We start from the raw sequence: 23,942 nt of genomic DNA, 5'->3' as shown, positions 1-23,942 counted from the left end.
ACGTGAATTCAAGAATGGATAGACTTTTTAAAGAACGTGTAAATGGAAAAACCGTCTTAATTACAGGCGCTTCAAGTGGTATTGGTTTAACCGTTGCACACAAACTGGCTGATGCAGGAGCACACGTCCTTTTAGTTTCGCGCACCAAAGAAACATTAGAAGAAGTTAAAGCAGAAATCGAAGCCAAAGGTGGTTCAGCCTCTGTTTTTCCATGCGACTTAAATGATTTAGACTCGATTGATGAAGTCTCTAAGCAGATTTTAGCTTCAGTCGATCATATTGATATTTTAATTAATAACGCAGGTCGTTCGATCCGCCGTGCTGTACATGAGTCAGCCGAACGCTTCCACGACTTTGAACGTACCATGCAGCTCAACTACTTTGGTGCTGTACGTTTAGTCATGAACATCCTGCCACAAATGATGATTCGTCGTGATGGGCATATTATTAACATTAGCTCGATTGGTGTATTGGCAAATGCCACTCGTTTCTCGGCTTATGTGGCGTCTAAAGCCGCATTAGATGCATTCAGTCGCTGTCTTTCTGCTGAAGTGCATTCACATAAAATTGCGATTACTTCGGTGTATATGCCTTTGGTACGTACGCCAATGATTGCGCCAACAAAAATTTATAAATACGTTCCGACTCTTTCGCCTGAACAAGCAGCAGATCTGGTTGCTTATGCGATTGTGAAACGCCCGAAGAAAGTGGCAACTAACTTAGGTCGTTTGGCATCAATCACTTATTCAATCGCACCAGACATCAACAATAAGCTCATGTCGATTGGTTATAACTTATTCCCAAGTTCTACCGCGTCTGTGGGCGAACAGCAAAAACTCAACTGGGTACAAAAAGCATATGCACGCTTGTTCCCAGGTGAACACTGGTAAGTTTTCTTACAAGTTACCCAACCTTTGATTAAAGGTTGGGTAACTAAATTTTTCACCACTCTTTTATAGTCCTTAATATTCGCTTAAGAAAAAAAGTCCACCATAAGAGCAACAATAAAAGGGGAAAAGAAATGCAGGCACTTTATTTATTCAAGCTTTTTTGCTTCATCTTTGCTGCAATTACCACTTTTAATCTATATACAGAACTTACCCTCTCTCATATTTCAATCTGGCAAGTGCTGATTCATGGTGGTTTGCTGATGATCTTGCTCGAATTTGGCTTTAAGAGCCAACGCGCACCACAACAGACTACCCCACTAACGAGTGAAATACGCTCACTAGAAACAGAAACTGGGCCAACTTCACAACCCCCAAGCATATATAGCAATATTTTTTCAAAAATAGGGTTAGTCTCCATTTTTTCCAGCCTGATTGGACAAAGCCTAATCAGTTAAGACTCATACCTTTTTTGTGGACAAAAGATAAAGACGACGTGACCCTTCTACTTTTTGTGTTATAAACAGCCGTCTTTTTTTATTTTGTGAATTTATGCGCGCTTTTACTTTCGTACTGCAATATGTGTGTATCGCTTTTGCGATTTATCTCTGCTACCGAGTAGGCAGTAGCCTGTATTTACAAGATTATGTGATGATGGATATCGTGGCCAATGTCGGGACGATTCTAATCTGTATCGATCTTGCTGTTTTCCTGTGGCATAGCCGCAGTACCCAAGCCATAAGCCTCAAAGATTATGCCACTCGACTGGAACAACCCGCTCCTACCTTTGTCAAAGTTTGCCGAAAGCTTGGGCACTTTGGCATTATGCTGATTATCACCACTTGGATCGTGCCCATCATCAACGGATAAAAGTAACCATAAAAAAACCTCCCACTTGGGAGGTTTTTTTATTCAAATCTTAAAGATTATTTCGAACCTTTAATGCCTGCTTGAAGTAACAATGCACCTAAACCACCAATTTTATTTTCTTGAGGTTTAGCCGTTTGCGGCTTCTTGTTTGTTTGAGCACGCTCGCCTTGCGGACGTGCTTGTTGTGGACGTTTACCTTGTGGTTTACGTTCACTACGCTCTGTATTTTCACGACGTGGTTGACGTGGAGCTTTAGGCGCTTCAGCACCTTCAGGGCGCATCGACAAATTCACACGATTACGCTCCGCATCTACAGTGAGTACACGTACTTGCACAATTTGGCCCGGCTTCACCACTTTATGCGGATCTGCAACGAATTCATTGGCCAACTCTGAAATATGAACTAAACCATCTTGGTGTACACCCACATCCACAAAAGCACCGAAGTTCGTCACATTGGTCACGACACCTTCAAGCTGCATGCCTTCAGTCAGTTGCGCAACTTCCGTAATGTCTTCACGGAATTTTGCTGTACGGAACTCTGGACGCGGATCACGACCTGGTTTTTCCAGTTCAGACAGTACATCTTGAATAGTTGGTAAACCAAATTTCTCATCTGCAAATTCTTCAGCATTCACTTGGCGAATGATTTCAGAGTTACCAATGATATCTTTCACCGTCGTCGCTTTCGCTTCAACAATTTTACCGACCAGCGCATAAGACTCTGGGTGAACAGCAGAAGCATCCAGTGGCTCTGAACCATCTTGAATACGTAAGAAACCTGCCGCTTGTTCAAAAGTACGCTCGCCTAACCGCGGTACTTTTTTCAAATCTTGGCGGTTGTCGAAACGGCCATTTTCTTTACGAAAATCGACAATTTGCTGCGCAATCGACTTATTCAAACCTGCGATATAACCCAAGATAGCAGATGATGCAGTATTAACATCCACACCTACCGAGTTCACACAGTCTTCAACGACTGCTTCAAGGGTTTTAGCTAAACCAGTTTGGTTCACATCATGTTGGTACTGACCTACACCTATCGATTTTGGATCGATTTTCACCAGTTCAGCCAATGGGTCTTGTAAACGACGTGCAATCGACACTGCACCACGAATCGACACATCTAGCTCTGGTAACTCCGCAGAAGCCAATTCAGATGCTGAATAAACCGATGCACCGGCTTCTGATACAGAAACACGCGTCAATTTAAGATCGCTATTTGCAGCCATCATTTCAGCCACAATACTTTCTGTTTCACGGCTTGCTGTACCATTGCCAATGGCAATCAGGTCAACATTGAACTCGCGGCATAAACGGGCAAGTTCTGCTATTGAACCCGCTTTATCATCTTTGGGTGCAAATGGATAAATCGTGCTATGTGCAAGTACATCACCTGATGCATTCACCACAGCCAATTTCACTCCTGTACGGATGCCAGGATCTACACCCAACGTTGTACGTGCGCCCGCGGGTGCAGACAACAGCAAATGACGTAAGTTTTCAGCAAAAACATCCATTGCTTCAGATTCAGCTGCAAGACGTTTTTCTGTGAGCAACGAATGTTCGATACTTGGACGAACCTTGCCTAACCAGAACAATTTAGCCGTTTGTTTTAAATAGTCTTGACGTGCTTGCGGCTGTGCAGTTTCAAGGCTGTATTCTGTTTCAATACGCGCCAATGGTGCATCATCTTCGCCATCAACTTTTAAACCTAAAACGTTTTCTTGACGACCACGTAACATAGCCAATAAGCGGTGTGACGGGACTTTATTTAAATTTTCAGAAAAGTCGAAGTAATCGCGGAATTTTTTGCCAACTTCTTTTTTCTCATCACTTGCCACTAAACTTTTTAAAGTGGCTGTTTTTGCAAACATGGCCTTGAGTTCAGTGGTCAGTGCAATGTTCTGCGCCCAGTCATCAATTAGAATATGTTGAATCGCATCCAACTGACTTTCTAGATCTGGGTAATCTTCATGGCTAAAGCCTGCCAATGCTTCAGCTGGATCAACCGCTTCTGCAAAGATTTTCTCTGCAATCGAGCCTAAGCCTGCTTCTTTGGCTTTAAATGATTTACTGGTCCGTTTTGGACGGTACGGTGCGTAAATTTCTTCTAAGGCATTTTTAGTTTCAGCAGCATTTACACGTGCCAATAAATCATCAGACAATTTGTCTTGTTCTTTTAATGATTCGATTACCTTGTCGCGACGTTCAAATAAGTCACGTAAATAAGCCAAACGTGTATCGAGCTGACGTAACTGCGCATCATCTAAGCCTTGCGTGACTTCTTTACGGTAACGCGCAATAAATGGAACGCTAGCACCTTCATCAATCAACTTGATGGCAGCCTCGATTTGATTTGGACGTACGGCAATTTCTTTTGCCAACTGCTGAACTAAGTCAGTCATCGTATGTGATCCCACAAGGATATGTACTAAAAGCCATGATTATAAAGACCAAGACTATAAAATCCACAACTGTTTTTATTAATTTAATGGCTTAAATGTGACATATTTCAGGCAAATTTCATAAATCCATCTCATTTTCAGTGTTAAATCTTATTTTTAGGTATTCTTTGCCATTTTTTTCTATGGGCTAAGATGTATACATTTGGTATCTATGTCTTGATTTTACCTGCAATATTTGTTGCTTTAGAGCATAGTAAAGACATACAAATGAGTCGTATACTCAAGACTATCCCGACTTTTGTTTACGATGACAATAAAGAATAAAGGAGCACTTCAATGAGTTTAGTTGTACCTGCTGAAAAAACAGATGCCGTACATAGCGACGCAGATCGCGTTGAACGCATTTTAGTGGTAGATGACGATGTGCGTTTACGTACGCTACTCCAACGCTTTTTAGAAGACAAAGGCTTTGTGGTGAAAACAGCGCATGACGCAACACAAATGGATCGTCTCTTACAACGTGAACTTTTTTCACTGATTGTGCTCGACTTCATGCTCCCTGTTGAAGATGGCTTAAGTATCTGTCGTCGTCTACGCCAATCCAATATCGATACGCCTATTATTATGCTCACCGCACGTGGCAGTGACTCAGACCGTATTGCAGGTCTAGAAGCAGGTGCAGATGACTATTTACCGAAACCATTTAATCCAAATGAGTTGTTAGCACGTATTCGCGCTGTACTGCGCCGCCAAGTCCGTGAAGTTCCAGGCGCACCAAGCCAACAAATGGAAGTAGTCAGCTTTGGTCCATGGTCACTTGATTTATCAACACGCACTCTCACGCGTGAAGGTCAAGTCGTAACCCTAACTACAGGTGAGTTTGCGGTACTGAAAGCCTTGGTACAACATCCACGTGAGCCTTTGACTCGCGACAAATTGATGAACCTTGCACGTGGCCGTGAATGGGGTGCAATGGAACGTTCAATTGATGTTCAAGTATCGCGCCTACGTCGCCTTGTGGAAGAAAACCCTGCGCGTGCACGCTATATTCAAACGGTTTGGGGTGTAGGTTATGTGTTCGTTCCAGATGGCGCGGAATAATTCAAAAACTGAAAAATACGGCTTCGGTCTTTTTAAACTGAGTAGCAATAATCAGCACGTCGGAGTCCTAAAATTAAGCTCAACTTTATCGATTAACCTGCGGTTCGCCTTACTTTTGTTTCGACAAAAGTAAGCAAAACCATTGTCATCTGCAAAACTCGGCATATTTCTGTATTTCAACATCATGCTCGCAGAAACTTTATAACATTTAGACCTCCTGCCTCGAACAATTGCAGATGACTTTTCGCGTATCGCATACCTGTCACCATTGAACTATGTCACTTACATAGAAACAGGAAATCACGTGAAACTCGAACCCATCGACCCTCAAAAATTTACAGATTACGAAGCGTATTCAGAACGGAAACGCACACGCTGGGAACGCTTTTTAGATAAAATCAAGCCGCGTTCTGCTGCCATGCGCACCACCGTACTGGTACTCTTCATTGTATTTTTCAGTTTATTTATGTCTTTGTGGTTCTTTTGGCGCACCTTATATCTTCCAGAAATTCAACAACATGCTCGTTATCTTGCTGTTGAAATAGAAATTCTTAACAACCCCGATTTACGGATTTATCATCAAAATACTGAAGTCGATGTCGATGACTGGCTAAGAAGTCGTGTTGGCATTGAATACGTCACCGATCCCAAAGAATATCCCAATGTTAAAGATAAGGTGATTGCCGAGTTCTTTACCAACCAAATTGAAGCTAAGCTGGCCAAAGAATTAAAAGTCGAACATGCCACGGTATATTTCCAGTTTAAACCTAGCCCGCGGATTTGGATTCAAACTCCTGAAATGAACGGTAACTGGGTCCGCGAACCACTGAAAACCTATGCCAACTACAGCCCTGAGCTAATTTTCGGTTGGCTGCTTGGCGTACCCCTTATTGCAGCAGCCATTATTTTAACCTTGGTTCGTCAGCTCAATCGCCCACTGCGCCGTCTGCAAAATGCTGCCAACAGTTATAGTAAAACAGGCACAGCGCCGTATTTAGAAACCAATCACGGCCCTCAAGAAATTCGCGAGGTCAACCAAGCGTTTAATCACATGATCTACACCCTAGATCAGACTGAACGTGACCGCCGGATTATGTTGGCAGGGATTTCACATGACTTACGCACCCCTCTGACCCGTATTCGACTCAGTGCAGAAATGATGCCCGATGATGATTTTTTAAAAGAAGGGCTGATTTATGACGTTGAAGATATGGACGCGATCTTAAATCAGTTCATTTCCTATATGCGTGATGGTTCGGATGAGGAAATCCAAGACACCGATTTAAATATGCTATTACAAGAATTGGTGGTGCAATTCAAACCGCTGGATATTCGTTTTGAACCTGCTGAATTACCGATTATTCAGGCACGTAGTCTGTCTCTTAAACGCCTGATTGGTAACTTGATTAATAATTCAAAACGCTACGGTGCTGAGCCGATTGAACTTTCCGCAACAGTGGAAAATGAACATATTTTAATTAGCGTAGCAGACCATGGTGAAGGCATTCCTGACGATCAAATTGAAGAACTTATGCAGCCTTTTGTGCGTGGCAATGAAGCCAGAACAGTCCAAGGCAGTGGTTTAGGTCTCGCCATTGTGAAACGCATTGTCGATATTCACCAAGGTCAGCTCAGCATTCATAATCGGGAACAAGGCGGACTTGAAGCAATTATTTCGCTACCTCTTCATCACAATCAAGATGTTGAAATTTCCAGCAACAATCCACTCGAAAAATTAAAGCAAACCTTGGTTGAGCATTTTTAAACTTTGTACAATAGTTGATCAAACGATTTTGTTCAACTATTCAACAATTTAATTTTACCAAATATATTTCAACCACTTACAAATCATCAGAATCCCTTATACCCACATTTTTTCAAAAAATTAGACCTTAGCCTAACAGGTATGCACAATGTCGTTCTTGATCGGTACAATCGGTGCCAGATCCAGAATATTAACGAGAGTAAACCATGTCTTTAGATCGTATCCGTTTAGCTTCACTTCACGATAAAGTCATCAGTGCAGAAGAAGCGTCTGCTTTTATTGAAGATGGCATGACTGTAGGTATGAGTGGCTTCACTCGTGCTGGCGAAGCGAAAGCTGTACCTTTGGCATTGGTTAAACGTGCACACACAAATCCTTTAAAAATCACATTAATTACTGGTGCTTCTTTAGGTAATGACCTAGACAAGCAATTGACTGAAGCGGGTGTATTGGCACGTCGTTTACCGTTCCAAGTGGACAACACGTTACGTAAAGCAATCAACAATGGCGAAGTGATGTTCATTGACCAACACTTGTCTGAAACTGTTGAGCAAATGCGTAACCTTCAGTTGAAAAAGCCAGATGTAGCGATCATTGAAGCGGTTGCAATTACTGAAGATGGCGGCATCATTCCAACAACGTCGGTAGGTAACTCTGCAAGCTTCGCAATTTTCGCAGAAAAAGTGATTGTTGAAATCAATACCAACTTAAGCCCTGCATTTGAAGGCTTACACGATATTTACATCCCAACTTACCGTCCAACACGTCAACCGATTCCATTGACTCAAGTGGATGAGCGTATTGGTACGCACGCGATCAATATCGATCCTGCAAAAATCGTAGGTATCGTCATCAACAATGACTTGCACGACTCTCCATCAACAGTAACTGCACCAGATGATGAAACTCAAGGCATTGCAGACCACTTAATCGCATTCTTTGAAAAAGAAGTAGCTGAAGAGCGTCTACCGAAGAACTTAGGCCCATTACAAGCAGGGATTGGTTCAATTGCCAATGCTGTACTTACAGGCCTTAAAGATTCAAACTTCGAAGACCTCGTCATGTACTCAGAAGTACTTCAAGATTGTACGTTTGAATTGATTGATGCAGGTAAAATGAAGTTTGCTTCAGGTTCATCAATTACCCTTTCAGCTAAATACGGCGAGAAAGTATTTAATAACCTTGAAGCCTACAAAGATAAACTGGTTTTACGTCCGCAAGAAATTTCGAACCACCCTGAATTGGTTCGTCGTTTAGGTATTATTGGCATCAACACAGCGCTTGAATTTGACATTTACGGTAACGTGAACTCAACTCACGTTTGTGGTACGAAAATGATGAACGGTATTGGTGGTTCAGGTGACTTCGCACGTAATGCTCACCTTGCAATCTTCGTAACCAAATCAATTGCAAAAGGTGGCGACATTTCTTCAATCGTACCGTTTGCGTCGCACATCGACCATGCTGAACACGACGTTGACATCCTTGTGACTGAACAAGGTTTGGCAGATCTTCGCGGTCTAGCACCACGTGAACGTGCCCGTGCGATTATCGACAACTGTGCGCACCCACTGTATCGTGATGCATTAAATGACTACTTCGATCGTTCATGTGCAAAAGGTGGTCATACACCTCACCTTCTTCGTGAAGCGTTGTCTTGGCATTCTAACTTTGAAGAAACAGGCCACATGCTTCCTGTTCAAGCAGAAGCAAAATCTGCTTAATTTAAAGTTTAAGAAAAGCGCCCTCTTGGGCGTTTTTTTATGGCTGATGAAAAGTGTAAGAAAACACTTATCAAAATAAAAAAACTCAATTAATCTAAAGGCATCCAAAAAATAAAAATGCCAAGCTCATGTTCATTATTCGCCCCTATCTCGAAACAGATTTAGAAGATGTCATTGCACTTTGGGAGGTATGCGACCTCACTCGCCCTTGGAACAACCCTGAAATTGATATTTTTAGAAAAACCGCACAAAAAGATGGTTTATTTTTATTGGCTGTTAAAGATGAACAACTCATCGCCACATTGATGGGTGGTTATGATGGCCATCGCGGCTGGATTAATTATTTGGCAGTACATCCACACTTTCAACGCAATGGGGTCGCAACCGCACTCATAAAGCAGCTCGAGAAGCGCCTGATTGCGTTAGGTTGCCCTAAACTACAACTGCTTGTACGTAAAGAAAACATCGACGTGCAAAGCTTCTATGAGCAACTGGGCTATGAGGAAATCGAAGTCGTATGCTTTGGTAAACGTCTGATTGCCGATTAAGCTCAGACACTCAATGCGCCGATACAGGTAAACGACCCAATCTTAAAAAAATTGGAAATTTAAGCGCAAAGACTTGGTTCGCGTGATCATCCAACGCAAAGAATGCTTTGAACTCATATAAGGGGTCATCTGAATTTTTCGCTCGATAATGTTTCAGTGCAGACCATGTATTTAAATAATCCAACAATTGAGCAGCAGACCATTGAAATGACATCGACAATTCAGGCGTCGCTATTTCCTCAAAGGGAAAAGGAATGGTTTGATAGGCCTCGTCGATATAACGTCGTTCGGCATCCCAATAGCCTTTCAAAGTCTTAAAATAAAGTCGCTCAATACAACCCTGTAACTCAGGTTGCTGCAGCTGAATTAAACCATAGCCAATGACCGCCAAAATGCCTTCAGGTCGTAAAGTCCGCCGCACTTCTGCATAAAAGCGATCAAAGTTAAACCAATGAATGGCTTGAGCCACCGTGATTAAATCAAAACTCTGCTCGGCAAAACTAGTGTGCTCTGCAGACTGAACTTGATAACTGACATTTTCAAAATAAGGTGCATGCTGTAACTGATGAGCACTGATATCTGTCGCCACCACGGCATCAAAATGCGGCGCCAACAATTGAGTCAATTGCCCCGAGCCTGCGCCACAATCCCATGCAAATTGAGGAGTCGCCACATGCTTGAGTATTTCTTGAATCAAACTCGCTGGATAACTCGGCCGTGCGAGTTGATAAAGCTGACTTCCCGATGAAAAGCGGTCTTTCATAAGCTATTCTCAGTCTTATTTTTGACTCAAAATTAGCACATTCTTCAAGAGCCAAAGCATGATGTTGTCCAACAACCTTATACAATCCTACTTTTCATGAGACAAAAAAAAGCCCCAAACATTGTTTGAGACTTTTTTAAATATGGTGGCGAGACCCAGGATCGAACTGGGGACACACGGATTTTCAATCCGTTGCTCTACCTACTGAGCTATCACGCCGATGCCGTGTATTAAGCCGTATCTCGGATGAATAGTCAATAAAAATCATCACTTTTTTATTTGATCGGATAAATTTCAGGCAAAAAAAATCCCTGATGGGATCAGGGATTGAAATCTTTAAATAAGATTTTGAATATGGTGGCGAGACCCAGGATCGAACTGGGGACACACGGATTTTCAATCCGTTGCTCTACCTACTGAGCTATCACGCCGATGTCGCGTATTAAACAGTTTAAGCCGCGCAGCGTCAAGTCCGTTTTCAAAAAAATCATTTGAGTGTTTACTTTTACAGCAAACCCAACACCCTTCGTACATTTTTTGAGTCATTCTTTGCACTTAAAGCACGTCACCATCCCTATTCATGAAAAAAAGCAGCCCAAAGACTGCTTTAAAAAAGCTTAAATTTTACCAATGTGCTCTAAGCAACGGTGAATCGCACCACAGCCCGGCTCGAACACTTTCACACCTTTGGATTCTTCCATACGACAGACTTCTTCAACCAGTCGCTCCGCAACCCCTCGTCCACGGTTTGCAGGATGTACTACGATGTATTCTAAGGTTTTATTTTCACCCTGCCCATTACACCAAATGGCACCAATGACTTTAGTATTAAATTCTGCGGTGTAAAGTAAGGTATACTGAGCTAGATTTTGCTCAAGTTGTTCTACGGCATCATGCCCATCGCCAAATTCAGGACTGGTGTCGTACAGTCGCTCTAGCTGGCTGCGCAACTCTTCTTTTTCCAGTGAAGTATAAGCGTGTACGGTAATAGGCATTGATAAACCCTCCTGAGCAATCTAATATGCGGTGACTTCGTTACGGCGAAACATTTTACATCAATTATTTGACGTCTTTGAGGAACGTGTCTATGACAGAACGTATCAGTGAAGTGGTAAGAAATACCAACGAAACCAAAATTCGAGTTCGTGTAAACCTCGATGGTACGGGTCAAGGCACGCTCAACACAGGTATTCCCTTTTTAGATCATATGATTGATCAAATCAAGCGACATGGCTTATTTGATATTGATATTGAATGTGATGGCGACTTGGAAATTGATGATCACCACACGGTTGAAGACTGTGGTATCACGCTTGGGCAGGCTTTTGCCAAAGCTTTAGGTGACAAAAAAGGTTTACGTCGTTATGGTCATTTTTATGCACCGTTAGATGAATCTTTAAGCCGTGCTGTGGTGGACTTATCAGGCCGTCCGGGTTTATTTATGGATATTCCATTTACCCGCGCCATGATTGGTCGTTTTGATGTGGATCTCTTCTCTGAGTTTTTCCAAGGCTTTGTGAACCATGCACTCATGACAGTACACATTGATAACCTCAAAGGTAAAAATAGTCACCACCAAATTGAAAGTGTGTTCAAAGCATTTGCGCGTGCACTTCGTATGGCCTGTGAAATTGACCCACGTGCAACCAACACCATTGCTTCAACCAAAGGTAGTTTGTAATGACCCGTATTGCCCTTCTTGACTATGGTATGGGTAACCTACACTCAGCAGCAAAAGCGCTTGAGCATGTTGGTGCAACGGTCGATGTGACCAATGATCCCAAGCTAGTGGCTCAAGCTGATAAAATTGTGTTCCCTGGCGTAGGTGCTATGCGTGACTGTATGCAAGGAATGCATGAAGCAGGGATTGATGAAGTCGTTCGTCATGCAGCATTTAATAAGCCTGTATTAGCGATTTGTGTGGGTATGCAAGCGCTGATGCAATGCTCTGAAGAAAATGGCGGAGTCGATGCTCTCGGTATTTTTGAAGGCAGCGTGAAACGCTTTCCTGATATAGACGGCTTGAAAGTCCCACATATGGGTTGGAACCAAGTTCATCAAGCCGATCCGAATCATCCAATGTGGAAAGACATTGAACAAGATGCACGTTTTTACTTCGTGCACAGCTTTTATGTTGAACCGAAGAACTCTGGTATTGTGGCTGCGACCTGTGACTACGGTTTAGAGTTCTGCACGGCCATTCACCAAGAAAATTTGTTTGCGACACAGTTTCACCCTGAAAAAAGTCATACCGCAGGTTTGCAACTGCTGAAAAACTTTGTGGAATGGAAAATTTAATTCATTCCAGCTTCTGTTTGATTGAAAAAGCTCAACTTCGGTTGGGCTTTTGTTTATCCAAAATTGATGCACCTAGACTCAAAATAAATCAGAAACAGCTTAAGTAAATGAGGCGTGTGCCTCACTCCTATACATCTGAAGATATAAAATCTTTGCTTTACAGCACGCTACTACACTCAAGATGACTACGATGCCTTTTCATTGTCACCAAATTTGATTATGATTTGCCTGCTTTTTAGACATTTTTATTTATAAAAAACTTAATTTACAACGATAAGGTAAGTCACTATGACTCAATATGCACAAGAATCTGCGCTGAATGCCGCAGGTCGTTTCGGACGTTTTTCATACCTAGCATGGAACTGTCTACTTGCCATTGTAGCGTCAATTATTCTTGGTATTTTCATCGCCATCTTTCCTAATACATTCGTGAACTTGGAAACAGGCAACTTCGGTGGCGGCATGATTTTTATCATCCTGATCTATGTTGCGCTGATGTACTTCACGTTTGTATTTACTATTCGTCGCCTACATGACCGCAACCATACGGGATGGTTATCACTGTTGATGCTGGTGCCTCTTGCCAACGTGATCCTAATGCTTTACCTGATTTTCGCACCAGGTGATGATCGTAGCAACAGCTATGGCTCACCACGCCCAACGGCAGGCTGGGAAGCCGTTTTGGCATGGATTTACATCCTGATTTTCGTTTTAGCAATTATCGGCGGTATTGCGGCTGGTTTTATGTCCTAAAATCACCCATGCAAAACAGCCTACCTAGGTCGGCTGTTTTGCTAAATCAACGCAAAAGCTTTAGGCTTAAGCAACAGTTGCATAGTCAAAGCATGATGGATTCTTCTTTTCAACACATCCTTCCCAGCAAAGTCGAAATTCAAGAATTTCCTCGTTTTCAAAATTTGCCAAAACAAGCAATTCATATCATTCAAAACTTAGAACAGTGCGAAGCAATCCGCGCTGAACTAAAACAGGTTTCCATCTTCGGTTTTGACAGCGAGTCCAAACCGACCTTTCAAGTGGGAGAAGTCTCCACGGGTCCGCATTTAATTCAACTAGCCAGCGTCGAGCAGGCTTATTTGTTTCAAATGAGTCCACCCATTTGGAGCTTCCTTGCACCATTTTTGGCGAATCCAGACCAGCTCAAAGTGGGCTTTGGTTTAAAAAATGATGCCCATCTATTCCGCAAAAAGGGTTTTGAACTCAAGGGTGTGGTTGAGCTGTCAAAATGCTTTGCCAGCTTTGGTTTGACCAACCCTGTCGGCATTAAAAATGCCATCGCCCTGCTGTTTCAACTCAACTTCCCCAAAAGCAAAAAAGTCAGCACTTCAAATTGGGCAAGGAAAATACTCACGCCTGAACAAGTTGACTATGCCGCTGCGGATGCCTATGCGGCGCTGTTGGTTTTTGAAGAATTGCGGCGTTTAGAGCAACTCCCAAAAGATATTTCCAAAGAATTAGAAAAAACAACAAAACCTTGTCGTCATGAAAAGCTGTAACAGATGCTTAGAAAATTGCCAATACTTTGCTAAGATGACGGACATTGATTTTATTTAAGATTTGGCTAGGAGCGAAAGCATGCTGATCATCCCTGCAATTGACCTGAAAGATGGCAAATGTGTTCGTTTAAAACAAGGTCGTATGGAAGACGATACGGTTTTTTCTGATGATCCTGTTGCAACTGCACAGCACTGGGTAAATGAAGGCGCGCGTCGCTTACATTTGGTCGATTTAAATGGTGCTTTCGCTGGTACGCCAATTCATAAACCTGTGGTTGAAGCCATTACTCGCGCACAACCTGAACTGCCAATTCAAATTGGCGGCGGTATTCGCTCACTAGAAACCATTGAACACTACTTAGAAGCGGGTGTGTCTTTTGTCATTATTGGCACCAAAGCCGTTCAAGACCCTGAGTTTGTTGAAGAAGCATGTAAGAAATTTGCAGGTCATATCATTGTCGGTATCGATGCCATGAATGGCATGGTGGCCACCGATGGTTGGGCCAATGTGACCGATGTGAAAGCAACCGATTTGGCCAAACGTTTTGCCGATGCGGGCGTATCGAGCATTGTCTATACCGACATTGCGCGTGACGGGATGATGCAAGGTGTGAACGTTGAGCAAACTGTTCAACTGGCACAATACTCTGGTCTACCTGTGATTGCATCAGGTGGTGTGACCAACCTTGATGACGTACGTAACCTCAAAGGTCAACCTGGTATTTTGGGTGCAATTACCGGTCGTGCGATTTATGAAGGCAGTTTAAACCTACGTGAAGCACAATTGCTGTTAGATGAACAATCGCTCTAATTGTAGAATTTAAAAAAGAGGTCTTTTGACCTCTTTTTTATGCGCTAAATATCAGTTTTTAAGATCTGCTTCTTAATAAATTGCATTACGAATAAACTTTAACGGTACAGTTCCACGGTTGATATATTGGTATTCGATGGCACTCGAAAACACAATCGACTCACCTACACCTAAGACTTTCATGTCACCCGCCAAATCCAAAGTTAACTCCCCCTCCATCACATAGAGCATCTCACGCCAACCGACTGGGTCAGGTTCTGCACTATAGTGCTCATTTGGGGCAAGTACCCATGTCCACAGTTCAACTTTTTGTGTTGCCGCCGCCGAGGCCATTAATTTTGCTTCACTGTGTGCTTGTGTGCCCTGCCAAGCCAAAACATTGACCACCGCTTGCCCTTGCTGTTCAGGCGCGGCAATAATCTGTACAAAATCGACCTCAAGCACATCGGCAATCAAGCTGAGTTTCGCCAAACTAATATTGTCCTGCCCTGATTCAACCCCAGCCACCATGCGACGGCTTAAGCCAGCCAAATCCGCTAGTTGTTGCTGGCTCAGGCCTTTTAAGCTTCGATAATGACGCACATTTTGACTGACGTGTTGTAGTACTGCAGGAGACTTCATAAAGTTCAATCAAAAAAATATTGAGCAATATATTGCACACAAAAACAAAGCATGACAAGCTATGTGCAATATATTGCACACCAGTTCTTTTATGTTGAATACTCAGCTCGGTTCTAAAGCGCCTGTCATTGCGCTGATTCTAATTACCTTTATTTGGGGCGGTACCTTCTTGGCCGTGAAATATGCCTTAAATTTCAGCTCACCCATGTTCTTTGTGGGTTGTCGTTTCGCCTGCGCCGCGACAATTATTGGCTTATTTTCCTATCAGCATTTAAAGCACATTACCCGACAGGACTTGTGGGCAGGTGCACTCATTGGCTGTATGGTCACTATTGGCTATGGCACACAAACAGTCGGACTACAAACAGTCAGTAGCAGTGAATCTGCCTTTTTAACCGCACTGTATGTGCCTTTGGTACCTGTATTGTTGTGGCTGATCTTTCGTAAAGTGCCCCATTTTATGATTTGGATCGGAGCGCTCTGTGCGTTTATTGGCTTAGTCTTACTCACAGGCAATAGTCTGAATTCAATTTCACTGAATTTTGGCCAGACCTTAACCCTACTCGGTGCAATCGCTATAGCGATTGAAATTATCCTGATTGGTTATTTTGCTCCAACAGTCGATATTGGTCGAGTGACAGTGATTCAACTGGCAGTTGCCTCTGTGCTCGCCTTTGCAGCCATGCCATTGGCAGGTGAACACCACATTCCAGACTTTTCATGGCCTTTACTGAGTATCGCACTCGGCTTGGGTCTTGCCAGTGCCGTGATTCAATATGTAATGAATTGGGCACAGCGCTCAGTCAATCCATCTCAAGCGGCAATTATTTATGCAGGAGAGCCTGTATGGGCAGCACTATTTGGACGCCTTGCAGGAGAACGCTTAGCACCACTGGCTTTGTTGGGTGGGCTTTTGGTGGTGTTTGGCATTATGATCAGTGAATGGAAACCAAAATTGCTGAAATCGAAAAAGAACGTCGAACAACTTTAGCCTATCTCCGAAACGCAAAAACTGCTGAATCGAGTGATCAATGGCCATCGATTCAGCAGCTCAGTCAGGTGGTTAGAATGACACCATCTTGCCCGGATTAATCATTGCTCCGAGTCCATACATGCTTTTGGCTATTGGAATGACCAACGGCGCCAGTGCACGGCCAAAAGGAATGTTCTGATGTTGAATACGGGTTAACCTATTTTTATTGATACATCGGTTGATTGTCGTTTAAACGAATAATGCCTTTAATGGCGCGATACACAATCCACATCCACGACAACCCAATCACAGACACGCAGAAGGTTGAAGCACCGAGTGCGACACCTGCGAAAGCGGTGGCATTTTCACCTGTAAAGAATAAGAAAATAAATGGCACAAAGGCAATCACGTTCCAAATCAAATACCACCAAAAGGTGCGAATCTGCCAAGTAAAATGGCTCTCAAAAATGGAACCACGCACAGCACCACGCTTCACATAATTAATCACTAAAGCAATAATGGCTAAAATCCCTGCGGAAAAAATCGCAACGATATACAAAATATAAAGAATAAAAGTCAGACTACGATTCGGATCTTGATCGACTGAATAATTCATATTGTCCCTCATGAAGTGGGCTTGAACTTTAAATAGGCAAACTATTAAAAGGAGAAATAAGCCATAAAATTAAAAGAATATTGAATAGAATTGTACAAAAGTAAATCTTTCTAAACGGTTGTTTTTGTGTTTTATGTCGTAGCTTTTGCTGCGCTAACCATGCTGCAGGCCATCCCCCTAAAAATGAAAGGAGATGTAATGTATTTTCAGGTACACGGCGCTGCCCATTTTGTGCAGCCTCTTTGTCTTGTGCATAGAACCAATAACTGGCCGCATTCATCACACTAATCAACAGCAGCACTAATCCACTCAAACGCCCCAGCAATACCAATAGTGCCAAAAACACGATGTATGCCACCGACGCAATTTGCATTGGACTCCAGCGTTGTGGTTCGGTCTTTTTCGGGGAGGCTTTTTGGGTACGACTCTTTTGGGTTTGTGATGCTTTTAAATAACTAACTTGCTGTGCACGATAACGCCCTTGCGCATCCACAAGCACGTTGTATTCCAACGCACAGCCTAAAATAGGACGAGGACCTTGCCGAGCAAAGTCCTTGATATGTAAAAACACGCGATCTTTGCTGTCATCGTTGGGCTGAATAAAGCCATAGCCTTTTTCATCAAACCATTCAACGAGTCGTCCTTGGTCACGCATTTTTCTTTCCTATTTAAGCAGTTACAAATTTTAGGCGGTCAATCACCATATTACGCATTTCGGCAGGATTTTTCTGCAAAATGTCATCCCCCGTACGGCCTTGTTCTGCATTTTTTTGTGCCACTTGTAAACGCATCATCCAAAAACGTGCAGCGGCCATTGCGAGATACAACTCTAGGCAAGATTTTTCATCGGCAGTCAAAGGACGAATGCTTTCATAGGCATTTAAAAATGCGATGGCTTTGTCTTCATTTAAATGCACACTTGGGTATTCAGTACAGAAGTCATTCAGCGTAATCGCAATATCAAACAAGAACTCATCTTTATTCAGTTCATAAAAGTCTAAAATGCCTTTGAGCTGATTGCCCTCAAATAAAGTATTGTCACGGAATAAATCCGAGTGGATAAAGCCCTTTGGACGATTCGGATAAACCGCCGATAATGCGTCATATAACCCCAATAACTTATTGAGTAGTGCTTGATCCGCCTCACTTAATGTCAGTTTCATTTGTAACGCTACAGCGAGCCAGTAATCATGGTCACGGTATTCTGCACGCTCCAATGGAAAATCTTGCAGTGCGACGTGCATTTGCGCTTGTGCAACCGCAATCGCCTCGGCTTGCTCAAGAGTCGCAGGCATGGGATGTTTGCCCATCATCCGTGGGGCAATTTGGGCAGGTTTATCTTTTAAACTATGAATGGCTTTGCCTGAGTGACTTAAAGGTACAGGAACCACTAAACCAGCCTGACCTAAATGCTCAAGCACAGGAACCAACTCGCCTGCGCCCTGTTCATCCATTTCTTCAAATACAGTCAATACATACTGCACAGCATTTTCACACACAATAAAATAGTTCGTATTTTGAATACCGCCTTGAATTGGGATCAGATCGATTACCTCAAGTCCATAAGGTGCTGCAAACGCCTGAACTTCCTGTAAAGTCAAAGTGGTATAAACCGACATATAAAACCTGCAAAAAAACTTACATAAGTTTGATAGAATACCCGCTCCGACTATTAAGGTGTAGCATCTAAGTCGCGAAGTTTCATAATCGGCTGTTATTTTTGGAAAAAATTATGCTAGCTAAACGTATTATTCCTTGCCTCGACGTAGACAACGGTCGTGTAGTGAAAGGTGTTCAATTCCTTGATATTCGTGATGCAGGTGACCCAGTAGAAGTAGCACGTCGATATAACGAACAAGGTGCTGATGAAATTACCTTTTTAGACATTACCGCAACTTCGAATGGTCGCGACACGACTTATCGTACGGTTGAACGTATGGCTGAAACGGTTTTTGTTCCCTTAACGGTCGGTGGTGGCGTTCGCAAAGTTGAAGATATTCGCCTCTTACTCAATGCTGGCGCGGACAAAGTCAGCATTAACTCAGCAGCGGTGTTTAACCCAGAATTTGTACAAGAAGCATCGCAACGCTTTGGCGCACAGTGTATTGTGGTTGCCATTGATGCGAAAAAAACGGGCGAGAACAAATGGGAAATTTTTACCCATGGCGGCCGTAAACCAACGGGTATTGATGCAATTGAATGGTCCGTGAAAATGGCTGACTTTGGTGCGGGTGAACTGCTCATTACTTCGATGGATGCCGATGGTACCAAAGCAGGTTATGACCTCGAGCTGATGCGTCAAATCAATGACCGCGTCACCATTCCAACCATTGCTTCGGGCGGTGTCGGTAACTTACAACACTTGGCCGATGGTATTTTAAAAGGTGGCGCAGACGCTGTACTGGCTGCTTCTATCTTCCACTTTGGACAACACACCATTCCTGAAGCGAAAAAATACCTTGCAGATCAAGGCATCGAAATGCGTCTATAAACAGACCATAACCGTAAAACCTATGAAAAGAGTGCTTTCGAGTACTCTTTTTATCATTTTAAAGATGAGAAAAAATGTATCACTTAGAACTAATCTTATTTATTTGTGGTCTATTGATCTGTTTTGTTTTCATCCTTTTGATGAAGAAATATGCTGACCACCCTTTCGGTATGCTGGCCGTACTGCTACTCCTTGGTTTATGCCTGTTTAGCTATATCAGCTTCTGCAAATATCAGTTTAAACACTATTATGAAAAAGCGTTGATTGCACCTGATCAAATTCGGGCTTGTGGTATTTTTACACAATGGTCGGAGGTCACCCATTATCGACGGCACAACATCAGTACTGAAAAAGTGTTTTACTTTCAGAGTGATCGACAAGGTTTTTTATTTAGCAATAGTCCGCGTGCCAGACAAAGCTTCCCTGATCTCAAAACCTTAAACATCAACGAGCATGTTTGCTTTCAGTTTTCCCCGGACTATACCGATGAAATGGATCGCTATATTTTAACGGGCTTTAAAAAGCAGGCGAATTAAATGGCTCAATTACGCTGTACTTCGGCACAGCTGAGCTAATGCTAAGTCGGACAGTACTATCACCTCTATTATGCAGCAGATATTAAAGCTTAGAATGTTCGCTGGCTCTTGACCGCAATTATGCTCTCAATTTTTGAGATAAAAAAAAGGGAGTCTTGCGACTCCCTATAAACCTAGAATAACTACAACATTGTCTTGTTAAACTGGAAAATGAAAAATGACGTACTAGTGCTCATGAGATGATTTCACCTCATCAACAGCTTTACTATAGAATGTTCAAATGACGAAATATTGACAATACATACCAATATTATTGACAAATCACGACAAAAATACCTATTCAGTTATCCTGCAACCGTTTCCGTCGTCTGCGCTGAGTTCAGTGGAATCGCTTCAGGTGCCTTAACCCATTTTGCAGGGAAGACCTGATTGACCCACTGGGTGAGCTTATCCGACACCACTTGAGGTAAAGCAATACCCAACGGATTTTGCTCTTGCAAATCCAACGAGGAAATGACCCGCGTTCCTAAAATATAATCAAACCACGGCTTGGTCACACACCAGTTGGCATCCTGATTAGAGTTCATATGATGATCATAATGCCAAGGAATCTTACGCATTGCCCAGTCTGGCTCTAAGTGCGCACGGCGGTGGATGTAGTAATAATTTCCTGCACTGTACAACACAGACAAAGTCATGCCCTTGGAGACAGGATAAAATAATGTCCCAAATACACCCGCCACGACAGCGAGTGACACGATTTCATTTTTGGTACGCCAGTTGCTCCAACCTTCAACATAACCATGATCGTGAAACGTGGTTTTCCGTACTTCTCGGTGATGCTCCCAATGCGATTTCATGCTGTCAGGCACAGGGCTATAGCGTGGCTTTCCAGCACGGTGTGTTCCATGCAAAATATATTTATGTGCAACCCACTCAAACGCATTGGCAACCACCAATCCTGCGACAAAACCCTTCCACATGGCAAATTCCTCCTATATTCAGATTGAATATAATGTGGAAACTATGCTAAATATTGACCCTAGCATTCAAATTCATTGACAAATTACGACAAGAACAATAGAGCCAATAAATGCAACATTTCAAAGACTACACAGGTTCTGTCTACGGTGGACTGGGGCATTTACTCTATGCCTATTGCCAAGCTGTGGGCTACCCCATTTCTGAACAGCTTGAAAAAGCACAGAACTTAGAACGTTTTGATTATGCACTGTGGTTAGAGTTACTGAATGATCTTGACAGCCATCTGCATATCCCTGCGCTCGGACTCGAGATTGCAAAGTATGTACAGCCCAAGCATTTAGGCATTTTGGGCTATATTGCGCTGTCCTGCGAAAATTTAGGCGAAGCGCTCACCCGTTATCATGACTTTCACCGTCTCATTTATGATGGCAGCTCGCTATATGTTGCAGTTGAAGGTGAAAATCTATGCTTTGGTTGGGTGGAGATGCCAATTGAACTGACCACACAACTCAGCAATGAAGTGGCAATGGCGCTGATCATTCAGTTTATGAAGCACTTTGTCGCCCATGATGACATCCAGCTCAGCGAGGTTCATTTTACTCACCCTGCCCCGAAAAATACGGCACTGTATGAGCAGTACTTTAATTGTAAAGTTCGCTTCTCTCAAAGCCGACCTATGATGATGATTCCCCTCAGCGAATTATCCATGCCCTTTCAGCAAGGTGATCAAACCCTGCAAAAACTGCTCTTACAGCAGGCCGAAGCCTTACTGGAAAAACTTCCCAACTCCACCCACATCGACCAGCGCTTACAGCATGCGATTTTAACGGGGCTACAAAAAAACCAATATCAAATTGAACATATTGCTCGGCAACTGAATTTTTCAGTCCGACAGCTGCAACGTTACTTACAACAACAAGGCACGACCTACCAACAGCGGATGCAAGAAGTTCGACGTATTTTGGCGGAGCAATACTTAAAAGATCCACACCTCAGCTTACAGGAAATTGCACTGTTGCTGAGTTACTCTGAACAAAGTGCTTTTCAACGTGCCTTTAAACACTGGACACAAGTCACACCTCAGCAGTGGCGTATTCAGCATTTTCACTAAAATCTGACCTGTTTAATCCACGTCATCAGGATGTCATGCTTTTTTTGTTAAATTGATTGAAAAACGAGTATTTTCTCGTTAGATATAAAGTTCTATGCGAATAAAACATCAATAACTACAAAAAGCGCATTATGAATAAATATCTTGCTGAATTCATCGGAACGTTTTGGTTGGTCTTCGGAGGCTGTGGCAGTGCCATTTTTGCAGCAGCTTTTCCCGAGTTGCGCATCGGCTTTCTTGGCGTTGCACTTGCCTTTGGTTTAACCGTTTTAACGGGTGCCTTTGCACTTAGACATATCTCTGGCGAGGATTAATTTTTTCTCTCCCCATTAATAACAAAGCCTACAATCTGTAGGGTTTGTTATTGTTCCACATGGAACATAGATAGACTTATGTTATAAAAATGGATTGTCAATTTCATCCGACTGCGGACGTTCAATTTTCTCAGGAAGCTGAGCTTCACTTTCAAGCTGTTGCACAATGGCATTCAGATACGCCTGCAATGCTTTGGCCGCAGCTAGGCCAGCTTGGTCTTTGGTGAGTTGTAAATTGCCATAAATACTGACGCAGTCTGTGTCATTTTCAAGGGTCAAATCATGAATGGCATGAGACTCGTTGCCTTGTACAAAAGGTTTAAACATTTTATTTTTACTCGTATTTATTTTTCAGGCATTGGGCACTGCAGTCGAATGTCTATACATCCAACTGCCTAGAACTTTAACGTAACAGCTGCAAAATATATTGCAATAAGACGTCGACTAATTGTTTAACAATCGCATCTTGATCCGCCGCACCAATACCCGTGCCCTTTGTGACGGTGCTACCACTACTCGACTGAGTAGAGCCCGATTTAAAGTTTTTTTGTAAGGCTTTGAGCTGCTCGGATGAAACCTCCTCAGCACACTGACTTTCCGCATCCCAATGTGAGTATTGAATTGCGCTATTGGCTTTTACCGCAGTTGCTGTCAACGGTAGTTTATAGGTGTTACGTTTTTGCTCTTCTGTCAGTTGCGGAAATAAATTCACACCCAACTGCTCTTCCAAATAGCAGACACTGACAATTTTTACCTGCTGTGAATTATCATTCGGTGCGTAATAAGCGCCAATTGCACCCGTTTTTGGCATATAGATCGCTTTGTAAACCGCACTCGGAACAATCACTCCCTGACCAATGGTCTTGAGCTTTTTGCCGTGAAACACTGGCCCAGTCACCACAAAAACATCTAGCTTTTGCTTGGTCACAAGCGCCCGTGTGGCTTCTTCCAATTCACGCCACACTTGCTGATTATTTTTAGGGGCCTGTGGCACCATGTTGGCCAAAGAAAAACTGTCGAATTGTGCGGCTTTATTGGGCATATCAGCATTCGGTGCCATATGTCCACGGTCATAGCCTGAACCACGGTAGTCCGACAATGTCGCTCGATGTTCGGTTGCAACATTATTTTCTTCGTGAAAACTATCTTCACGTGGAATTTTTTGGCTCAAGCGCTGCGGCGTCAGGGCCTCTGCAACCCAGAGAGGTGTTTTCGAAACGCCCGAATACATCACATTAAAACCGTTAAAGCACAGTGCATAGCTGTGTTTACTTAAACTTTCTTTGAGTAAATAAGGCGGAATTTCCCGATAAAATTGTTCTAAACAGGCTGAATTTGAGCTTGGGCTTAAAGACACGTATTGCTGAATTTTTTCTTGACCAAAGGCAATCGCAAAACTTCCCGTTGCCACCAATCCTAAAATCACTTTCAGGCCATTTTGATTAAACATGTTAAAGACTGACTTACCTGAACTACTTTTCTTCTTCGCCATCACAACTACAATAAACATCGGTTTTTCACGAGCTTAACAATCAGCGTATACGAAGTATATCGCTCGAGTTCTATTCGCATAACAATTAAACAAAACGCCATATTTAGATGATTTT

Annotated in this window: 26 protein-coding genes, 2 tRNA genes and 2 pseudogenes; 17 read left to right on the top strand and 13 right to left on the bottom strand. The window is 42.8% G+C overall.

Annotated elements, in window-relative coordinates; genetic code table 11:
* The first annotated feature begins 14 nt into the window (after positions 1–14).
* The 3 genes from AC4MC0_RS01220 to AC4MC0_RS01210 all read left to right on the top strand — a co-directional run bounded on the left by AC4MC0_RS01220 (position 15) and on the right by AC4MC0_RS01210 (position 1,757).
* Entirely contained in the window at positions 15–890 is an 876-nt protein-coding gene (locus tag AC4MC0_RS01220) for an SDR family NAD(P)-dependent oxidoreductase (RefSeq protein WP_238893368.1), read from the top strand.
* 131 nt (positions 891–1,021) lie between these two features.
* Positions 1,022–1,345 (top strand): hypothetical protein, encoded by a 324-nt coding sequence (locus AC4MC0_RS01215; RefSeq protein ID WP_058870434.1) that lies wholly within the window; start codon positions 1,022–1,024, stop codon positions 1,343–1,345.
* A gap of 94 nt (positions 1,346–1,439) precedes the next feature.
* A complete protein-coding gene (locus tag AC4MC0_RS01210; RefSeq protein ID WP_058870435.1) occupies positions 1,440–1,757 on the top strand; it encodes a hypothetical protein in 318 nt (105 codons plus the stop codon).
* A 56-nt stretch (positions 1,758–1,813) separates the two neighbouring features.
* Here AC4MC0_RS01210 and AC4MC0_RS01205 read toward each other — a convergent pair whose 3' ends face one another.
* Positions 1,814–4,165, bottom strand: a complete 2,352-nt coding sequence (locus AC4MC0_RS01205) for a Tex family protein (RefSeq protein WP_491887237.1) — start codon at positions 4,163–4,165, stop codon at positions 1,814–1,816.
* Between the two features lie 336 nt (positions 4,166–4,501).
* Here AC4MC0_RS01205 and ompR point away from each other — a divergent pair, with 336 nt between their 5' ends.
* The 4 genes from ompR to AC4MC0_RS01185 all read left to right on the top strand — a co-directional run bounded on the left by ompR (position 4,502) and on the right by AC4MC0_RS01185 (position 9,303).
* Positions 4,502–5,266, top strand: a complete 765-nt coding sequence (gene ompR, locus AC4MC0_RS01200) for an osmolarity response regulator transcription factor OmpR (RefSeq protein WP_004691545.1) — start codon at positions 4,502–4,504, stop codon at positions 5,264–5,266.
* A 304-nt stretch (positions 5,267–5,570) separates the two neighbouring features.
* Positions 5,571–7,031 carry an ATP-binding protein gene (locus AC4MC0_RS01195; protein WP_125273607.1) on the top strand — a complete coding sequence of 487 codons (1,461 nt, stop codon included), beginning with the start codon at positions 5,571–5,573 and terminating at the stop codon, positions 7,029–7,031.
* Positions 7,032–7,237: 206 nt separating this feature from the next.
* Entirely contained in the window at positions 7,238–8,755 is a 1,518-nt protein-coding gene (gene scpC, locus AC4MC0_RS01190; RefSeq protein WP_004978127.1) for a succinyl-CoA:acetate CoA-transferase ScpC, read from the top strand.
* A 128-nt stretch (positions 8,756–8,883) separates the two neighbouring features.
* Positions 8,884–9,303: a GNAT family acetyltransferase gene (locus tag AC4MC0_RS01185; RefSeq protein ID WP_491887236.1), complete on the top strand. Its 420-nt coding sequence runs from the start codon at positions 8,884–8,886 to the stop codon at positions 9,301–9,303.
* 10 nt (positions 9,304–9,313) lie between these two features.
* Here the strand turns inward: AC4MC0_RS01185 and AC4MC0_RS01180 are convergent, their stop codons facing one another.
* From AC4MC0_RS01180 to AC4MC0_RS01165, 4 genes are all read right to left on the bottom strand, one after another.
* Positions 9,314–10,066, bottom strand: a complete 753-nt coding sequence (locus AC4MC0_RS01180) for a class I SAM-dependent methyltransferase (protein ID WP_491887235.1) — start codon at positions 10,064–10,066, stop codon at positions 9,314–9,316.
* A 143-nt stretch (positions 10,067–10,209) separates the two neighbouring features.
* Positions 10,210–10,285 (bottom strand) — tRNA-Phe (locus tag AC4MC0_RS01175).
* A gap of 136 nt (positions 10,286–10,421) precedes the next feature.
* A tRNA-Phe gene (locus AC4MC0_RS01170) sits at positions 10,422–10,497 on the bottom strand.
* 186 nt (positions 10,498–10,683) lie between these two features.
* Entirely contained in the window at positions 10,684–11,061 is a 378-nt protein-coding gene (locus tag AC4MC0_RS01165; protein WP_490753409.1) for a GNAT family N-acetyltransferase, read from the bottom strand.
* A gap of 92 nt (positions 11,062–11,153) precedes the next feature.
* On the opposite strand from AC4MC0_RS01165, the gene hisB reads away from it, so the two are divergent.
* From hisB to hisA, 5 genes are all read left to right on the top strand, one after another.
* Positions 11,154–11,747, top strand: a complete 594-nt coding sequence (hisB, locus tag AC4MC0_RS01160) for an imidazoleglycerol-phosphate dehydratase HisB (RefSeq protein ID WP_004691554.1) — start codon at positions 11,154–11,156, stop codon at positions 11,745–11,747.
* Positions 11,747–12,364 carry an imidazole glycerol phosphate synthase subunit HisH gene (hisH, locus tag AC4MC0_RS01155; protein ID WP_005401381.1) on the top strand — a complete coding sequence of 206 codons (618 nt, stop codon included), beginning with the start codon at positions 11,747–11,749 and terminating at the stop codon, positions 12,362–12,364. Before hisB ends, hisH begins: the two co-directional genes overlap by 1 nt.
* Positions 12,365–12,652: 288 nt before the next feature.
* Complete coding sequence (locus AC4MC0_RS01150; RefSeq protein WP_087011805.1) at positions 12,653–13,117, top strand: DUF805 domain-containing protein; 465 nt, start codon at positions 12,653–12,655, stop codon at positions 13,115–13,117.
* Between the two features lie 92 nt (positions 13,118–13,209).
* Complete coding sequence (locus AC4MC0_RS01145; RefSeq protein ID WP_491887234.1) at positions 13,210–13,878, top strand: 3'-5' exonuclease; 669 nt, start codon at positions 13,210–13,212, stop codon at positions 13,876–13,878.
* A 79-nt stretch (positions 13,879–13,957) separates the two neighbouring features.
* Entirely contained in the window at positions 13,958–14,689 is a 732-nt protein-coding gene (gene hisA, locus AC4MC0_RS01140) for a 1-(5-phosphoribosyl)-5-[(5-phosphoribosylamino)methylideneamino]imidazole-4-carboxamide isomerase (RefSeq protein WP_005401384.1), read from the top strand.
* 72 nt (positions 14,690–14,761) lie between these two features.
* Here hisA and AC4MC0_RS01135 read toward each other — a convergent pair whose 3' ends face one another.
* Positions 14,762–15,310, bottom strand: coding sequence for a helix-turn-helix domain-containing protein (locus tag AC4MC0_RS01135; protein ID WP_419272312.1), 549 nt, complete (start codon positions 15,308–15,310; stop codon positions 14,762–14,764).
* A 91-nt stretch (positions 15,311–15,401) separates the two neighbouring features.
* Here AC4MC0_RS01135 and AC4MC0_RS01130 point away from each other — a divergent pair, with 91 nt between their 5' ends.
* A complete protein-coding gene (locus AC4MC0_RS01130; RefSeq protein ID WP_176538380.1) occupies positions 15,402–16,301 on the top strand; it encodes a DMT family transporter in 900 nt (299 codons plus the stop codon).
* Between the two features lie 72 nt (positions 16,302–16,373).
* On the opposite strand, the pseudogene AC4MC0_RS01125 reads toward AC4MC0_RS01130, so the two are convergent.
* The 4 genes and pseudogenes from AC4MC0_RS01125 to AC4MC0_RS01110 form a co-directional block, all read right to left on the bottom strand.
* Positions 16,374–16,499, bottom strand: a pseudogene (locus AC4MC0_RS01125) (hypothetical protein); the annotation flags it as partial.
* Positions 16,500–16,506: 7 nt separating this feature from the next.
* Complete coding sequence (locus tag AC4MC0_RS01120; RefSeq protein WP_491887233.1) at positions 16,507–16,899, bottom strand: DUF4870 family protein; 393 nt, start codon at positions 16,897–16,899, stop codon at positions 16,507–16,509.
* Positions 16,900–16,927: 28 nt separating this feature from the next.
* A complete protein-coding gene (locus AC4MC0_RS01115; RefSeq protein ID WP_058870450.1) occupies positions 16,928–17,554 on the bottom strand; it encodes a DUF1294 domain-containing protein in 627 nt (208 codons plus the stop codon).
* 13 nt (positions 17,555–17,567) lie between these two features.
* Positions 17,568–18,518 carry a homoserine kinase gene (locus AC4MC0_RS01110; RefSeq protein WP_335998273.1) on the bottom strand — a complete coding sequence of 317 codons (951 nt, stop codon included), beginning with the start codon at positions 18,516–18,518 and terminating at the stop codon, positions 17,568–17,570.
* 113 nt (positions 18,519–18,631) lie between these two features.
* Here AC4MC0_RS01110 and hisF point away from each other — a divergent pair, with 113 nt between their 5' ends.
* Positions 18,632–19,390: an imidazole glycerol phosphate synthase subunit HisF gene (gene hisF, locus AC4MC0_RS01105; RefSeq protein WP_010327680.1), complete on the top strand. Its 759-nt coding sequence runs from the start codon at positions 18,632–18,634 to the stop codon at positions 19,388–19,390.
* 140 nt (positions 19,391–19,530) lie between these two features.
* Positions 19,531–19,926, top strand: coding sequence for a hypothetical protein (locus AC4MC0_RS01100; protein ID WP_491887232.1), 396 nt, complete (start codon positions 19,531–19,533; stop codon positions 19,924–19,926).
* 344 nt (positions 19,927–20,270) lie between these two features.
* Here AC4MC0_RS01100 and AC4MC0_RS01095 read toward each other — a convergent pair whose 3' ends face one another.
* On the bottom strand, positions 20,271–20,909 hold the full coding sequence (locus tag AC4MC0_RS01095) for a hypothetical protein (protein WP_005401394.1): 639 nt from the start codon (positions 20,907–20,909) through the stop codon (positions 20,271–20,273).
* A gap of 110 nt (positions 20,910–21,019) precedes the next feature.
* On the opposite strand from AC4MC0_RS01095, the gene AC4MC0_RS01090 reads away from it, so the two are divergent.
* Positions 21,020–22,021, top strand: coding sequence for an AraC family transcriptional regulator (locus AC4MC0_RS01090; RefSeq protein WP_114836350.1), 1,002 nt, complete (start codon positions 21,020–21,022; stop codon positions 22,019–22,021).
* A 131-nt stretch (positions 22,022–22,152) separates the two neighbouring features.
* Positions 22,153–22,326 (top strand): annotated as a pseudogene (locus AC4MC0_RS01085) (aquaporin); the annotation flags it as partial.
* Between the two features lie 90 nt (positions 22,327–22,416).
* Here the strand turns inward: AC4MC0_RS01085 and AC4MC0_RS01080 are convergent.
* Together AC4MC0_RS01080 and AC4MC0_RS01075 are read right to left on the bottom strand one after the other, a co-directional pair.
* Positions 22,417–22,662: a hypothetical protein gene (locus AC4MC0_RS01080; RefSeq protein WP_078389518.1), complete on the bottom strand. Its 246-nt coding sequence runs from the start codon at positions 22,660–22,662 to the stop codon at positions 22,417–22,419.
* Positions 22,663–22,738: 76 nt separating this feature from the next.
* Positions 22,739–23,827 carry a DNA/RNA non-specific endonuclease gene (locus AC4MC0_RS01075; protein ID WP_491887499.1) on the bottom strand — a complete coding sequence of 363 codons (1,089 nt, stop codon included), beginning with the start codon at positions 23,825–23,827 and terminating at the stop codon, positions 22,739–22,741.
* Positions 23,828–23,942 lie beyond the last annotated feature (115 nt).

It is taken from the genome of Acinetobacter sp. CAU_H_S139_7 (assembly GCF_058599305.1).
The sequence above is the reverse complement of the archived record's forward strand: the minus strand, read 5'-3'. Positions and strand labels throughout refer to the sequence as shown.

What these genes read in the sequence shown, in the direction of transcription:
- AC4MC0_RS01220 (WP_238893368.1), top strand. Translation starts at nt 15, where the DNA reads ATGGATAGACTTTTTAAAGAACGTGTAAATGGAAAAACCGTCTTAATT.
- AC4MC0_RS01215 (WP_058870434.1), top strand. Translation starts at nt 1,022, where the DNA reads ATGCAGGCACTTTATTTATTCAAGCTTTTTTGCTTCATCTTTGCTGCA.
- AC4MC0_RS01210 (WP_058870435.1), top strand. Translation starts at nt 1,440, where the DNA reads ATGCGCGCTTTTACTTTCGTACTGCAATATGTGTGTATCGCTTTTGCG.
- AC4MC0_RS01205 (WP_491887237.1), bottom strand. Translation starts at nt 4,165, where the DNA reads ATGACTGACTTAGTTCAGCAGTTGGCAAAAGAAATTGCCGTACGTCCA.
- ompR (WP_004691545.1), top strand. Translation starts at nt 4,502, where the DNA reads ATGAGTTTAGTTGTACCTGCTGAAAAAACAGATGCCGTACATAGCGAC.
- scpC (WP_004978127.1), top strand. Translation starts at nt 7,238, where the DNA reads ATGTCTTTAGATCGTATCCGTTTAGCTTCACTTCACGATAAAGTCATC.
- AC4MC0_RS01185 (WP_491887236.1), top strand. Translation starts at nt 8,884, where the DNA reads ATGTTCATTATTCGCCCCTATCTCGAAACAGATTTAGAAGATGTCATT.
- AC4MC0_RS01180 (WP_491887235.1), bottom strand. Translation starts at nt 10,066, where the DNA reads ATGAAAGACCGCTTTTCATCGGGAAGTCAGCTTTATCAACTCGCACGG.
- AC4MC0_RS01165 (WP_490753409.1), bottom strand. Translation starts at nt 11,061, where the DNA reads ATGCCTATTACCGTACACGCTTATACTTCACTGGAAAAAGAAGAGTTG.
- hisB (WP_004691554.1), top strand. Translation starts at nt 11,154, where the DNA reads ATGACAGAACGTATCAGTGAAGTGGTAAGAAATACCAACGAAACCAAA.
- hisH (WP_005401381.1), top strand. Translation starts at nt 11,747, where the DNA reads ATGACCCGTATTGCCCTTCTTGACTATGGTATGGGTAACCTACACTCA.
- AC4MC0_RS01150 (WP_087011805.1), top strand. Translation starts at nt 12,653, where the DNA reads ATGACTCAATATGCACAAGAATCTGCGCTGAATGCCGCAGGTCGTTTC.
- AC4MC0_RS01145 (WP_491887234.1), top strand. Translation starts at nt 13,210, where the DNA reads ATGATGGATTCTTCTTTTCAACACATCCTTCCCAGCAAAGTCGAAATT.
- hisA (WP_005401384.1), top strand. Translation starts at nt 13,958, where the DNA reads ATGCTGATCATCCCTGCAATTGACCTGAAAGATGGCAAATGTGTTCGT.
- AC4MC0_RS01135 (WP_419272312.1), bottom strand. Translation starts at nt 15,310, where the DNA reads ATGAAGTCTCCTGCAGTACTACAACACGTCAGTCAAAATGTGCGTCAT.
- AC4MC0_RS01130 (WP_176538380.1), top strand. Translation starts at nt 15,402, where the DNA reads ATGTTGAATACTCAGCTCGGTTCTAAAGCGCCTGTCATTGCGCTGATT.
- AC4MC0_RS01120 (WP_491887233.1), bottom strand. Translation starts at nt 16,899, where the DNA reads ATGAATTATTCAGTCGATCAAGATCCGAATCGTAGTCTGACTTTTATT.
- AC4MC0_RS01115 (WP_058870450.1), bottom strand. Translation starts at nt 17,554, where the DNA reads ATGCGTGACCAAGGACGACTCGTTGAATGGTTTGATGAAAAAGGCTAT.
- AC4MC0_RS01110 (WP_335998273.1), bottom strand. Translation starts at nt 18,518, where the DNA reads ATGTCGGTTTATACCACTTTGACTTTACAGGAAGTTCAGGCGTTTGCA.
- hisF (WP_010327680.1), top strand. Translation starts at nt 18,632, where the DNA reads ATGCTAGCTAAACGTATTATTCCTTGCCTCGACGTAGACAACGGTCGT.
- AC4MC0_RS01100 (WP_491887232.1), top strand. Translation starts at nt 19,531, where the DNA reads ATGAAGAAATATGCTGACCACCCTTTCGGTATGCTGGCCGTACTGCTA.
- AC4MC0_RS01095 (WP_005401394.1), bottom strand. Translation starts at nt 20,909, where the DNA reads ATGTGGAAGGGTTTTGTCGCAGGATTGGTGGTTGCCAATGCGTTTGAG.
- AC4MC0_RS01090 (WP_114836350.1), top strand. Translation starts at nt 21,020, where the DNA reads ATGCAACATTTCAAAGACTACACAGGTTCTGTCTACGGTGGACTGGGG.
- AC4MC0_RS01080 (WP_078389518.1), bottom strand. Translation starts at nt 22,662, where the DNA reads ATGTTTAAACCTTTTGTACAAGGCAACGAGTCTCATGCCATTCATGAT.
- AC4MC0_RS01075 (WP_491887499.1), bottom strand. Translation starts at nt 23,827, where the DNA reads ATGGCGAAGAAGAAAAGTAGTTCAGGTAAGTCAGTCTTTAACATGTTT.